Consider the following 14,054-nt stretch of genomic DNA (forward strand, 5'->3'; position numbering starts at 1 on the left):
CAACACAAACACGCATCTTATAACCAACAACATAAACACGAACAACTATGTGTGGAATCGTAGCAATATTCAATATCAAGGAGCAGTCCAAAGCCTTGCGCGACAAGGCGCTGCGGATGTCGGCAAAGATCCGGCACCGCGGTCCGGACTGGAGTGGCATCTACTGTGGCAAAAGCGCCATTCTGGCGCACGAACGCCTCTCGATTGTAGACCCGCAAAGCGGCGGGCAACCCCTGTTCTCACCCGACCGGAAACAGATTCTGGCCGTGAACGGCGAGATTTACAACCATCGCGACATCCGCAACCGCTACAAAGGGAAATATCCCTTCCAGACGGGTTCCGACTGCGAGGTGGTGCTGGCCCTCTACCGTGAAAAAGGCATCCGCTTTCTGGAAGACCTGAGCGGAATCTTTGCCTTTGCCCTGTATGACGAGGAGAAAGACGAGTTTCTGATTGCGCGCGACCCGATCGGAGTCATTCCGCTGTATATCGGTTATGATGCCGACGGCACCGTGTACTGTGCCAGCGAACTGAAAGCGCTTGAAGGATTCTGCGAGCGTTATGAGCCTTTCCTTCCGGGACATTACTACTGGAGCCGTGAAGGCAAGATGACCCGCTGGTACGAACGCGACTGGTTTGACTATGCCGCCGTAAAGGATGCGCCCACCAGCGTTCCGGCACTGAAGGAATCACTCGAAGAAGCCGTCAAGCGCCAACTGATGAGCGATGTGCCTTATGGCGTGCTGCTTTCAGGCGGTCTGGACAGTTCCATCATCTCGGCCGTGGCCAAGAAATTCGCTTCACGCCGCATCGAAAGCGACAGCCGGAACGAAGCCTGGTGGCCGCAGCTCCATTCGTTCGCCGTGGGTCTGAAGGGAGCCCCCGATCTGGCCAAGGCCCGCGAGGTGGCCGATCATATCGGAACCGTGCATCATGAAATCAACTACACTATTCAGGAGGGACTCGATGCCATCCGCGACGTGATCTATTACATAGAGACCTATGATGTGACCACCGTGCGCGCCTCTACCCCGATGTATCTGCTGGCCCGCGTCATCAAGAGCATGGGCATCAAGATGGTGCTCAGCGGTGAGGGTGCCGACGAGGTGTTCGGCGGTTATCTCTACTTCCACAAAGCGCCAAACGCACAGGCCTTTCACGAAGAAACCGTGCGCAAGCTCTCCAAACTGCATCTTTACGACTGTCTGCGCGCCAACAAATCACTCTCGGCCTGGGGAGTCGAAGGCCGTGTCCCCTTCCTCGACAAGGAATTTCTGGATGTGGCCATGCGCCTGAACCCGGCATCCAAGATGTGCCCCGGTCAGGAAATCGAAAAGCGCGTACTGCGCGAAGCCTTTGCCGACATGCTTCCGGCATCCGTGGCCTGGCGACAGAAGGAACAGTTCTCCGACGGTGTGGGTTACTCCTGGATTGACACACTGAAAGAAATGACAGCTCAGGCCGTAAGCGACGAAGAAATGGCCCATGCAGCCGAACGCTTCCCGATCAACCCGCCACAGAACAAGGAGGAATACTATTACCGCAGCATTTTCGAAGAACACTTCCCGAGCGAAAGCGCCGCACGCAGTGTGCCAAGTGTACCGAGCGTGGCCTGCTCTACCGCCGAAGCTCTGGCATGGGACGCTTCTTTCCAAGGCAAGAACGACCCGAGCGGAAGAGCGGTGAAGGGTGTTCACGAAGAAGCTTACGAATAAAAAAGGAAAAGCAGAATTGCCGATAACTTTATCTTTTAGACTAAACCTCAATAAACAAAAAAAACATTATGATGATTTGAAAATTTCATCATAATGTTTTTTCTATTTCATCAGCACGAACTGTTCTGATACTTTTGGTGTATCGTAACCTACAGCATGGCGGCATACTTGCGTACCTGCTTCAAGCGCTCCATAAAGGAAGGATCAGCAGCTGCCTGTTGCATATTGTATTTCAACTGTAAGCGCATTAAGGAATCTGCCGGAACATTTAGTGCCGCCTCAAAAAGCATTGCAGTCTGCGTCGTGACAGGACGACAACAATTAAGAATGTCATTCAGAATCTTGTAAGATATTCCCATATTCTCTGCCAGTTTACGCTGCGAGATCTTACGGTACTCAATCTCGTCCTTCAGCACCTCACCGGGATGAGTGGGATATGCTGGAGTAAGATTATTGGCAATCATCATCGAATCTGTTCCTTGTATCTCTATCATAAAACGTCAGCTATTTATAATGGTTCGACTTGTCCGTCTACCCCGTAATATACATCTCTTGCAAATACTTTTCGTTGAATATTATTTCCATGCTACTCTGTATTGTTCATGAATCAAAGATAATAAATTGTCGTCCATAATAGTCCACTATAAAAGTGGAAAATTTATTATCTAACTATAGCGGGGAATATTTTTCTTTCCATTCCATCAGCAACTCATCGGCAAGATATTCATCGCTAAGGCAATGCATATCAGCTACTCCATTGCTGATAAGTTTATAAGTTTCAGAATCATAGAAGAAGGAAAGTGCATCTTCGTATTTAATCTGCAACTTATCAGCAAACAAACGGACAATACGCGCATATTTCATCTGCAAAACTATTTTATCAGCCAACATGATCACCTTCCTCCTGCTTTTATTTCTTCTGCTCCTACAAAATGTAAATGATGTAAAAGCACATCTTGATTTAATATACACAACTGATGATTAGGATGTTCATATGCCAATCTGCCAAGCGCATCCTCTTTACTCATAGCTCCTGAAAAATACAAATCTATTGTATTAAATACTTTATCATTGGCTATACCACCTTCCACAATATCATACGCTATTTCATTAAGTCCCTTACGGCATTTACCAACATAATCCAACCACTCTTCATCATAACTTTCAAATACTTTCACGACATAGCCAGACAAGTCCTCGTCCAACAGATATTCATTAACAAAAGCACATTTACCACGCAACAAGAAACGTTGTGCATATTTTTCTGCTTGCATGCGTATTGATGTCAAATAAAAGCCTTTACCAAAATCCAGATGTTCACGTGAATGATATACATCAGGACTTTCTATCACTATATCTGAAGCATGATACAGTCTCATTCCAAAACTCCTTTCTCCTTCATATATGAAATCAAGTCGTCCACAATATATTCTTTACTGAATGTATGTAGCACCTCATATCCCGGTAACAGATATTCTGTAAGAATACCAGATGAGCGCAACATACCATATACTTTACCTGCACTCATTTTCAAAGCATCAGCCAAACTGCCGACACAAAACGTTGTAAAACACAGCTGCTCAAAATTCATAAAATAACAAATAGGTATGTATATGCAAATATAAAACTTATTAGTTAGATATAACCCTGCCAGCATATATTTTTTTCATCTTCTTTGGCATTTATGATTTTCATTCTTTGCTTGCTTTAGCATCAAACGCAAGAAGCCCCCGGCACTGCCGAAGGCTCCTGTTGTTTTATTCTCTTATCTTACTTTTCAATAACCGCCGATACAACCCACTGGTGGATTCTCCATGTATTCCTTCATGTCCTCCTTTCTTTTTAGGGGTTATACTTCGATTATCTTCTGTTGCGGGCGGAATCGGAATCCTGTTCGACGCTTTGTTTCCTATTTCTTCAATATTGACTGACTGTTACCGTCGCCATTTCGTACTTCTAATCCTTGCGACTCAATGGAGCATTCATACTTTTTGCAGATAGAGCAAAAAAACAAATTCTGAGTATAAGGTATTCATCCCCGCTCGCCTTTGCGCCAACGTGCCGGAGAGCAACCTTCTTTTTCTGTAAAGATTTTACTAAAATAGCTCAAAGACAAGAAGCCGGACTCCTCGGCCACCTGACTTACATTCATTTCCGGATGCTCCAACAACATCTTCTTGGCATAATCCAAACGAAGCGAAGTGACCCACTCACGGAAAGACATTTTATAAATATTCTTGATATAATGGCTCAGATAGGTACGGTTGGTATTCAATGCACGAGCCAGATCCTCAATGGTAAAACCGGGCTCTGTGAAGGAATTGCCGGCAATCCAGTCATTCAGTTTGCCGGATATGCCTTCATAAAATTGCGGATTGTCCGAAGCCTCTGCTTCCTCTTCGTCATCATCGGCATCCGGGTCCTTCTTTACTTCCAGCGCACGCTCCACCTGTTCATAAAATAAAAGGTAATTCAAATAGGAACAGAACAAATAGATGTAAAAAGGAATGGAAGAAATGATCCACAAATAAACATATTCGTCCGGCAAAAAGGTAAGCAAACCGCAACTCACTCCATAAATCACCGCCCAATAAGTATAAATAGACATCCATTTGATATATACGGCTATATAATCGGAGTGAGTATCATCAAACGAACGGACCGAACGGCGGTAGGTAACTATAATACGGCGCGCCAGCCATATTCCATAAGAAAACAGCCATATCGTCATAAAGAACAAACCGACATGACGGGGAGTTCCCTTAGACAAACCGAAAAGCACCCAAACAGAAAGTCCCGTAAACAAAACCCACGCAGAAAGATGAAACCAAATACGCTTGGGAGTCAGATAAAAACGGTTGAGCAGGGTGATTAGCGCCGAACTGAAAAGCCAATAACATAAAAAACAATTACTTACTTTTTCCATTTTAGCTCTTTTTGAAAGCAAATAATTTATCAGAAAAATTAAAAATCAACACTGCCTCATCACAGCATTTTCAGAGAAAGTTTCAGATTGAAACATACAACATTTTCAAACCATCAAAATCAAACTTACAAAGCCAGATTATCCTCAAAACGTAAGTAACTCAATTTTCTTTTCAGAAAGATGCATCGCAACAGAATATTCAAAACAAAAAGAAATAACTTTGCATCAAAGAAAAGCAAAAAGAAAGCACAAAACTAATAAAACATGAAAAGAGTCATCAGCTTTACCAAAATGCACGGAGCAGGTAATGATTATATATATGTGAACACACAGTTGTTCCCGTTGCCTCATCCCGAAAAATGGGCCGTAGCCTGGAGCCGACCGCATACGGGCATAGGAAGCGATGGGCTGGTACTGATCGGACCATCGGAAACCGCTGACTTCAGCATGCGGATTTTCAATGCCGACGGCTCCGAAGCCCTGATGTGCGGCAATGCCAGCCGGTGCATCGGAAAGTATGTGTACGAATACGGACTCACCGACCGGAAAGATATCCGGCTGGAAACGCTTTCGGGCATCAAACACCTGCACCTGAACACCAAAGAAGGACGAGTAGAATCGGTCACCGTGGAAATGGGAATGCCTCAAAATATCCGTGAAACTGACCTTTGTGGCATATATCCCGGAAAAGGCATCGCCTTGTCGGTCGGCAATCCGCATCTGGTAATTTTTGTGGATGACATCTCAACGGTGCGGCTCGAAGAAATCGGTCCTCAATTAGAACATCATCCGGATTTTCCGGACCGCGTGAATGTAGAGTTCGCACAGATTCAGGAGGACGGACACATCCGGATGCGAGTGTGGGAACGAGGTTCGGGCATCACGATGGCTTGCGGTACCGGCGCCTGTGCCACTGCTGTGGCCGCCGCATTCAGCGGACGCTGCGGACGGACATCAAGAATTACCATGGACGGCGGTACACTGACGATTGAATGGAATGAAGAAGACGGACAAATCCGCATGACCGGACCGGCCACACGGGTGTTCGACGGAGAAATAGAGATTGACGAGTAGGGATAACAACAACACAAACACATTATTTATATATTAAAGCAAAAATTATGCTACGCATCAATGACCATTTTCTGGAATTGCCGGGAAGCTATCTGTTCTCGGAGATTGCACGCAAAGTAGGAGCCTTCAAGGAAGAGCATCCCGAAGCACAACTCATCCGCCTGGGAATCGGCGATGTGACCCGGCCGTTGCCCGAAGCCTGCATCCAGGCCATGCATCGGGCTGTAGACGAAATGGCCGACAGCGCGACCTTTCACGGATACGGACCGGAACGGGGATATGACTTCCTGATCGAGGCAATCATCCGCAACGACTTCGCACCTTACGGCATCGAGATGGACGCATCGGAAATCTTTGTCAGCGACGGAGCCAAAAGCGATACGGGCAACATCGGCGACATTCTGCATACCGACAACCGGGTGTGTGTCACAGATCCGATCTATCCGGTATATATCGACAGCAATGTCATGGCCGGAAGAGCTGGAACACTGGACAAACAGGGACGGTGGAGCCGCATCACCTACATGCCCTGCACCGCAGAAAACCAGTTTGTGCCGGAACTGCCGGAGCAGCCAGTAGACCTGATTTACCTATGCAGCCCCAACAATCCCACCGGTACGGCACTGACCCGCAAACAGTTGAAACGGTGGGTGGACTACGCTCTGGAGCACGACTGCCTCATCCTGTTTGATGCCGCCTACGAGGCGTTTATCCGCGAAGAGGAAGTGCCCCACTCCATCTACGAAATCGAGGGAGCGCGCCAATGTGCCATCGAGTTCCGAAGTTTCTCCAAGACCGCCGGATTTACGGGGGTACGCTGCGGATACACCGTGGTGCCTCAGGATGTTTGCGGACGCACCCGGGACGGACGGAGAGAAAAACTGAACCCGATCTGGAACCGGCGCCAGTGTACCAAATTCAACGGCACCAGCTACATCACCCAGCGAGCAGCCGAGGCGGTTTACAATCCGGAAGGAAAACAGCAGGTGAAGGCCACCATCGACTTTTATCTGGAAAATGCCCGCATCATGCGCGAAGGACTGACCGAAGCCGGGCTGACCGTTTACGGAGGAGTCAATTCGCCTTATCTGTGGCTTCAGACACCGCAGGGCGTTACTTCCTGGGAGTTCTTCGACCGGCTGCTGCATCAGGCTCATGTTGTAGGCACACCGGGATCGGGCTTCGGCCCCAGCGGCGAAGGTTATCTGCGCCTCACCGCCTTTGGCAACCGGGAGGACTGCATCGAAGCCATGAAGCGCATCAAGAACAGAATTTGAGAAAAGAAAATCACAAAACGATAACAACAACCATAACACAAGATTAGCTATGTCTACACTGAGATTCAGAGTGGTGGAAAGCGCGTTTCTCAAGAAACCGGCCCACGTAGAGGTTCCCGCCGAAAGACCTTCGGAATATTTCGGCAAATATGTGTTCAACAAGGAAAAGATGTTCAAGTATCTTTCCGAACCGGTTTACCGCAAACTGATTGACGTGATTGACAACGGCAGTCCGCTGGACCGCAGCATTGCCGACGCCGTGGCCGAAGGTATGAAGAAATGGGCTACGGAAATGCACGTAACCCACTACACACACTGGTTTGCCCCACTGACCGAAGGCACAGCCGAGAAGCATGACTCTTTTGTGGAGCACGACGGTAAGGGAGGCATGATCGAGGAATTCAGCGGAAAACTGCTGGTACAGCAGGAACCGGACGCTTCTTCTTTCCCGAACGGCGGTATCCGAAACACCTTCGAAGCACGCGGATATTCGGCCTGGGACCCTTCATCTCCGGCATTCATCGTGGACGACACGCTGTGCATCCCGACCATCTTTATTGCCTACACCGGCGAGTCACTGGACTATAAGGCTCCGTTGCTCAAGGCTCTGCGTGCCGTAAACAAGGCGGCAACCGACGTGTGCCATTACTTTGATCCGGAAGTGAAAAAAGTAATCACTTACCTGGGCTGGGAGCAGGAATACTTTCTGGTGGACGAAGGGCTGTATGCCGCCCGCCCCGACCTGCTGCTCACCGGACGCACCCTGATGGGACATGACTCTGCCAAGAACCAGCAGTTGGAGGACCATTACTTCGGTGCCATCCCGACCCGTGTGGCCGCCTTTATGAAAGAACTGGAGATTGAGGCGCTGAAACTGGGTATCCCGGTCAAGACCCGCCACAACGAGGTTGCTCCGAACCAGTTCGAATTAGCTCCGATCTATGAGGAATGTAATCTGGCCAACGACCACAACATGCTGATCATGTCGCTCATGCGCAAAATAGCCCGTAACCACGGATTCCGCGTGCTGCTGCACGAAAAGCCGTTCAAGGGCGTAAACGGAAGCGGAAAGCACAACAACTGGTCCTTGGGTACTGACACCGGCGTGCTGCTCATGGCTCCCGGAAAGACTCCGGCCGACAACCTGCGCTTTGTCACCTTCGTGGTGAACACCCTGATGGCCGTTTACCGTCATAACGGACTGCTCAAGGCTTCTATCTCGAGTGCCACCAACGCCCACCGTCTGGGCGCCAACGAGGCACCTCCAGCCATCATCTCCAGCTTCTTGGGCAAACAGCTGTCCGATTTGCTGACCCACATCGAGGAAAGCGATCAGGATGCTTTGATTCTGAGCGGCAAGCAGGGCATGAAACTGGACATTCCGCAGATTCCGGAACTGCTGATCGACAATACTGACCGCAACCGTACCTCACCGTTCGCCTTTACCGGCAACCGCTTTGAGTTCCGTGCCGTGGGTTCTGAAGCCAACTGCGGCAGCGCGATGATTGCGTTGAACACCGCCGTGGCCGAACAGCTTACCGAATTCAAGCAGGAAGTGGACAGCCGCATCGCCTCAGGCGAAAAGCAGACTTCGGCAATCTTGTCTGTAATCCGCAAGTATATCAAGATATGCAAACCGATCCACTTCGACGGAAACGGATACAGCGACGAGTGGAAGGCAGAGGCAGCGCGCCGCGGACTGGACTGCGAAACCAGTGTGCCTGTCATCTTCGACAACTATCTGTCTGAAAGCAGTGTGGAAATGTTTGAAAAGACCGGCGTGATGACCCGCAAGGAACTGGAGGCCCGCAACGAGGTGAAATGGGAAACCTACACCAAGAAGATTCAGATCGAGGCCCGCGTATTGGGCGATCTGGCCATGAATCATATTGTACCGGTTGCCACCAAATATCAGAGCGAACTGATTGACAATGTGTTCAAGATGCGCCAGCTGTTCGCAGCAGACAAGGCTGAAGAGCTCTGTGGAAAGAATCTGGAACTGATTGAAGAGATTTCAAAGCACACGGCCTTTATCAAGGAGCATGTGGACAGCATGATTGAAGCGCGCAAGGTGGCCAACAAGATTACCAGCGAACGTGAAAAGGCCATCGCCTACCACGATACCGTGGTGCCCGCACTGGACGAAATCCGTTACCATATCGACAAACTGGAACTGATTGTAGACGACCAGATGTGGACACTGCCGAAATACCGCGAATTACTGTTCATCAGATAAATATCAGTTCATAGGGAAAGCAAACAAAAGCGACTTTTGTTTCATTGATGATTAATGGGAAATGGCATCTTGCCGGAGATCAAAATCCGGCGGATGTCATTTTTTATTTTTTTAAATATCTTGCATATATAGGTTTTTATAGCGATATTTGTTGGCAAAGTTTAATTATATGCAACAGTTCTACGTCTAGAACACAAACTGAATCTGTTATGGAAGAATTTAATCTACTCTCTCCCCTGCTTCTGGCCGTGAGCGGACTCATGATCGGAGCCATCCTGAAGTCAATCCTGCAACCGCGGAATATTCCTTATACCGTGGGGCTCTTTGCCTTCGGTCTGCTCATCGGTGTGCTGGAGCGCTTTGACTGCTTTGCCACACTGCCCAAGATCAGCCAGACCATACAGTCGGTGGGCGACATGAACCCCGACTTCATTCTGTATGTGTTTCTGCCCATCCTGATTTTCGATGCGGCCTACGAAATGAATATGCACATCTTCAAGAAAACACTGTCGAACGCCACGCTGCTGGCCGGTCCGGGACTGATTATCGGCATGCTGCTCACCGCCGCTCTGGTGATGGGCTTCCGATGGATTGCTCCGGAGTATGCTTCGTGGTCGTGGTCGTTCGCGCTGATGTTCGGTGCCCTGATCAGTGCCACCGACCCGGTGGCCGTGGTGGCCTTGCTGCACGAACTGAACACCAGCAAGCGGTTTTCCACTCTGGTGGACGGCGAGTCGCTGCTGAACGACGGAACGGGTATCGTGTGCTTCATGCTGTTTTTCGGCGCCTATGTGGGCGGCATGCAGTCCGGTGCGTCTCCGCTGGCGGAGTTCACGATAGTTGTAGCCGGCGGTGCCTTGCTGGGCTTCATTCTGGCACGGGCCGCCCTGTGGTTCATCACCCGCATCAATTCCGAAGAGGTGATTCAGAACAGTGTGATCATTCTGGCGGCCTATACCACCTTTATCCTGTCACAGTTCTATCTGGGTGTATCGGGAGTGATTGCCCTGGTGGCTTTCGGTCTGACTATCTCCTACAAAGGTCGCCCACGCCTGAAGCCGCAGGTCAATGAGTTTATGGAAAAGTTCTGGGAACTGCTGGCCCATATCGCCAACACGCTGGTGTTTATCATCGTGGGTATCGTCATTGCCGAAAAGGTGGATGTTACCTGGACCAATATCGGTATTCTGATTCTGTTGTATATCGGACTGAATCTAATCCGTTTTGTCATGATCATGATGCTGTATCCGCTGATGAAGCATTTGGGTTATGGACTGACCAAACGCGAATCGGTGATTCTGACGTGGGGCGGACTGCGCGGTGCCTTGGGTATGACGCTGGCTCTGATGGTGTCCTACACTCCGGAGATTCCAGAAGAGATCCGCAAACAGGTGCTGTTCTTCACGGCGGGAATTGTGACGCTCACCCTGTCGGTCAACGCTACGACCATGCGCTGGCTGCTCAAACGCCTGGGACTGATCCATGTGTCCACAGCGCGTTGCCAGATGGAATACCGCATTCAGGAACACATCTACGAAAGTTCGGAGAAGTATTTCAACAAGCTGACCACGCGCGAACAGCTGGCGGATGCCAACTGGGATCATGTGCGTAACTATCTGCCCGAAATGCCGGAAGAGCCGGAAAATAGTCCCCGCTCCAAGGACTTTCTGGCAGAAATCCGTCTGCGTGTGTTGGACAAGGAGAAATCCAGCTGCCGCATGATCTATCAGGAAGGCATTATCTCGAAAGATTCGTTCGTACGCCTGATGGCTTCGCTCGACGAGATGTATGACCACGACGGCGAATATGCCCTGAGTTTCCGCCAGTCTATTTTCAACTTCTGCGAGCAGGCCGCCTTGTTGCATCACCTGCGCAGTCTGGGATTTATGCGCGACTGGATCAGCTTCTACTTCCGCGAACGCATCATGATCATCTATGATTTGGGACGCGGTTTCATCATCCTGCAACGCGAGGATCTGAAGTTCCTGGATGATCTCGCCTCATCGGACTTGGTTTCCGAAGAACAGAAACGCCTGTTGGCCCAACTGAAAGAGGAGATTACGGAGAACATAAACAAGATGAACGAAGTGATTCAGAAGCTGGCGCAGGAGTTCCCACGCGCATATCACCATGCGCTCACCCAGAAGTCCATCCGTATGCTGCTGAGTGACGAACGGCGCACCGTAAACCAACTGACCAACGAGGGTATCCTGTCGGACAAGGATGCCGAAAAGCATATGGAGAGCATCAACAAGCGGATTGACGAGGTGAACTCGTTCAGCCATACCATTCCCGCTTCTCTGTTCCGCTGGATGATTCATAAAAAGAAACAGGAACAGCCGAAGAAATAAGGAAAGAAAAAATATCCGTTCAGGCGAAATTTGAAGAAGCCTGAACGGATATAATCATGACAGGAAGTATGGTTGTTTTTATTTTAAGGTACACCCGATTTTGTCGAACGGCAATTGCGGGAATCCCTGAATGTACCGGTAAACAGGTGCATCTTCCTTAAAGCCTTTCAGCGGATTTTCCGGGTCAACAAATCCCGGATCGTTGTTGGTAGACCAGTTGTTACGGAATTCTCCCCATTGGGTTTGTCCGTTCACCAGATTTTTAATGCGATAGAACAGATTGCCTTCTATCAGGTTCCCGTGCGGATAGGAGGGGTTTTCTTCCCAATAATTTACTAAAAACGGATAGGTTGTGCTGTAAGGCGGCTCCTGAAATTTCACAGCTTTCAGTCGCTGGTCAATAATGCCGTCAGGAGCAACCATTCCTGCTCCCCAGTTCTGCATACGGTTATCCAGATGGATAGCCACAGGCGAATCGATGAAAATATTATGGTGGTAGTGGTTGTAATGTCCGCCACCAATCAGTACAGGCAGTGAGCCTGCGTTGTGGTAAATATTTCCGTATACTTCGCCGCCGCAGGCACCGTCGTCGTGATAAGTAGCCGTAACACGGTGGCGTGGACTAAGTTTATGGAAATAGCAGTAACGGATGACGTTACCCAACTCAGATGGGTCCCGTCCGTAATAAATGGCTCCTTGATCGTCTACCTCACTGCACACGTTGGTGATTTTGCAGTATTCGATAATATGGTTGTTTCCGTGAAATAAGATAGCCATGCTGGGAGCATTATAGATGTCGCACCGGCTGACGCGGTTACCCACACCGTCAATCCACACACCGGGGCGGTACGATTTTTCCACCCGGTTGAAATCATGTATACGGCAATTTTCTACAAAGTTTCCGGCCGGTGCGAGTGTTGCGCGGTCGCCTCCTCCCAAACTTATTCCTCCGCTACCGGTGTTATAGATATAACAGTCCGTGATACCGTTGTCGGTACCGCCGTTACGGTTGAACAGAACATCTTGGTAAACTCTGCCCATCAGGTCTCCTACCACGCGCGATTTAGGCGAGCCTCCAGCTTCGGCTGCATGTGGTTTCAGGGTCTGCTTGTCGGGCGTTTCTGTTCCTTTACCGATAGAGATTCCTACACCACCGACGTTGCGTATGGTGCATCCTGTAATGCGTACATGTTGGGTTTTTTCAAGATAAATTCCGATGGAACGGCCGTATTCGAAGGTAAGCTTGCTGAGTGTAACATTCCGGCAGTTCTCGATGGCAACCAGTGGCTCATCCAGCACACTGACATTCAGTTGTTGGGTCCCTTCCGGCAGATAGACATATATCTTATCGTTTTCCTTGTCTATGACATATTCACCCGGTCGATCCAGTTCTTCCAGCAGGTTCAAGGCATACCAGCGCCGCCAGTCGGCTCCCGTCATGAATCCGTAAACAGTTTGCTGTGCCGCATGAATAGTATGGGTTTCAGGGTCCAGATGATCTACACGTATCATATCACTGGCATAACCGTGTGCAAAGTATCCACCGATCCAGAATGAGCCGGCATTGCTCCAGGCTGACGGACGTTCTTCGTTGTACTGAAATACCGGCAGTTTGGCATCTTTGACCCTTTCACCGGTTCCGGCTTCCAGGACTTTGCCTATCAGTACGGTAGAATCGTTGGGCCAGCGGGAAATACTGAGAGGTTCACTGTCGGCAAATAATTCACTCCATGCCGGACTGCTGGGACGGCCGAAACCGGACGGACGCAAATCGGCCATAGGTATGTTCAGTTTGCGGAAGTCTATTTCACGGACAAACTTGCGTGCTGTTTCCGGCAATCGTGCGGCAATTCCCTGGTCTGATATTTTCTTCATTTTGGATAAGGCAATCTCCCGTCCTCCTGAGATGCTCACACTTTCATCCTGATATGGACTGATAGTGAGTGAGGCATATCGGGCATTTTGACCAATTTCAAGCGTCGCCGACTGTTCGTAGCAGCCTTTGCGCAAGAAAATCCTGACATCCTCATTATTCAGCATGTTGGCTTTGTCCAATGCGGCACGGATGGTTTTTAACGGATGTGATAGTGTTCCTTCAGCCTGATCGTTACCTTTAGGCGATACATAGATTTGTTTCTCGGCCCAGACGGTTTGCCCCCAAAGAACCAGTAACATAAGTAAGAAATGTTTCATAGTATGTTGTTTTTCAGAAATAACAGTTAGTTGCAAAATAATGACTTTTTGAGGATATATCCAAATATTAATTCAAACCCGTTGGCGGAATTAAAATGACAAGACAAATCACTATTGTCCAATAAAAGATGGTTGATCGGTCTTTGAAATTACTGAAATACAATCTTTTAAACGGTATTTTAGAAAGAAACGGATTTGAATTGATTCATTAAAAATCTATCAAGCCGACAATAATAATTCTGATAAAGCAACAATTTATGAAACAAATTGTTTTATTTTGAA

Annotated in this window: 11 protein-coding genes; 5 read left to right on the forward strand and 6 right to left on the reverse strand. The window is 48.9% G+C overall.

Annotated features, from left to right (window positions below; translation table 11 throughout):
* Positions 1 to 47: 47 nt before the first annotated feature.
* Positions 48 to 1,715 carry an asparagine synthase B gene (gene asnB / locus DXA74_RS03700; RefSeq protein ID WP_118525484.1) on the forward strand — a complete coding sequence of 556 codons (1,668 nt, stop codon included), beginning with the start codon at positions 48 to 50 and terminating at the stop codon, positions 1,713 to 1,715.
* A gap of 149 nt (positions 1,716 to 1,864) precedes the next feature.
* Here asnB and DXA74_RS03705 read toward each other — a convergent pair whose 3' ends face one another.
* The 5 genes from DXA74_RS03705 to DXA74_RS03725 all read right to left on the reverse strand — a co-directional run bounded on the left by DXA74_RS03705 (position 1,865) and on the right by DXA74_RS03725 (position 4,641).
* Positions 1,865 to 2,209, reverse strand: coding sequence for a HigA family addiction module antitoxin (locus tag DXA74_RS03705; RefSeq protein WP_118525485.1), 345 nt, complete (start codon positions 2,207 to 2,209; stop codon positions 1,865 to 1,867).
* Between the two features lie 175 nt (positions 2,210 to 2,384).
* Positions 2,385 to 2,579 carry a DUF3791 domain-containing protein gene (locus tag DXA74_RS03710; protein WP_233550451.1) on the reverse strand — a complete coding sequence of 65 codons (195 nt, stop codon included), beginning with the start codon at positions 2,577 to 2,579 and terminating at the stop codon, positions 2,385 to 2,387.
* A gap of 29 nt (positions 2,580 to 2,608) precedes the next feature.
* Entirely contained in the window at positions 2,609 to 3,094 is a 486-nt protein-coding gene (locus tag DXA74_RS03715; RefSeq protein ID WP_118525487.1) for a DUF3990 domain-containing protein, read from the reverse strand.
* The gene (locus tag DXA74_RS03720; RefSeq protein WP_370448482.1) at positions 3,091 to 3,372 is read right to left on the reverse strand and encodes a DUF3791 domain-containing protein; all 282 of its coding nucleotides are present in this window, start codon (positions 3,370 to 3,372) and stop codon (positions 3,091 to 3,093) included. Before DXA74_RS03720 ends, DXA74_RS03715 begins: the two co-directional genes overlap by 4 nt.
* A gap of 375 nt (positions 3,373 to 3,747) precedes the next feature.
* Positions 3,748 to 4,641: an AraC family transcriptional regulator gene (locus tag DXA74_RS03725; protein ID WP_118525488.1), complete on the reverse strand. Its 894-nt coding sequence runs from the start codon at positions 4,639 to 4,641 to the stop codon at positions 3,748 to 3,750.
* Positions 4,642 to 4,905: 264 nt separating this feature from the next.
* Here DXA74_RS03725 and dapF point away from each other — a divergent pair, with 264 nt between their 5' ends.
* The 4 genes from dapF to DXA74_RS03745 all read left to right on the forward strand — a co-directional run bounded on the left by dapF (position 4,906) and on the right by DXA74_RS03745 (position 11,579).
* A complete protein-coding gene (gene dapF / locus DXA74_RS03730) occupies positions 4,906 to 5,715 on the forward strand; it encodes a diaminopimelate epimerase (protein ID WP_118525489.1) in 810 nt (269 codons plus the stop codon).
* Between the two features lie 47 nt (positions 5,716 to 5,762).
* Positions 5,763 to 6,992, forward strand: a complete 1,230-nt coding sequence (locus DXA74_RS03735) for an LL-diaminopimelate aminotransferase (RefSeq protein WP_118525490.1) — start codon at positions 5,763 to 5,765, stop codon at positions 6,990 to 6,992.
* Between the two features lie 49 nt (positions 6,993 to 7,041).
* Positions 7,042 to 9,228 carry a glutamine synthetase III gene (locus DXA74_RS03740; RefSeq protein WP_118525491.1) on the forward strand — a complete coding sequence of 729 codons (2,187 nt, stop codon included), beginning with the start codon at positions 7,042 to 7,044 and terminating at the stop codon, positions 9,226 to 9,228.
* A 209-nt stretch (positions 9,229 to 9,437) separates the two neighbouring features.
* Positions 9,438 to 11,579 carry a sodium:proton antiporter gene (locus DXA74_RS03745; protein WP_118525492.1) on the forward strand — a complete coding sequence of 714 codons (2,142 nt, stop codon included), beginning with the start codon at positions 9,438 to 9,440 and terminating at the stop codon, positions 11,577 to 11,579.
* A gap of 78 nt (positions 11,580 to 11,657) precedes the next feature.
* On the opposite strand, the gene DXA74_RS03750 is transcribed toward DXA74_RS03745, so the two are convergent.
* The gene (locus DXA74_RS03750) at positions 11,658 to 13,772 is read right to left on the reverse strand and encodes a right-handed parallel beta-helix repeat-containing protein (RefSeq protein ID WP_118525493.1); all 2,115 of its coding nucleotides are present in this window, start codon (positions 13,770 to 13,772) and stop codon (positions 11,658 to 11,660) included.
* Between the last annotated feature and the right edge of the window lie 282 nt (positions 13,773 to 14,054).

It is taken from the genome of Bacteroides sp. OF04-15BH (assembly GCF_003477995.1).
Lineage (GTDB): Bacteria > Bacteroidota > Bacteroidia > Bacteroidales > Bacteroidaceae > Paraprevotella.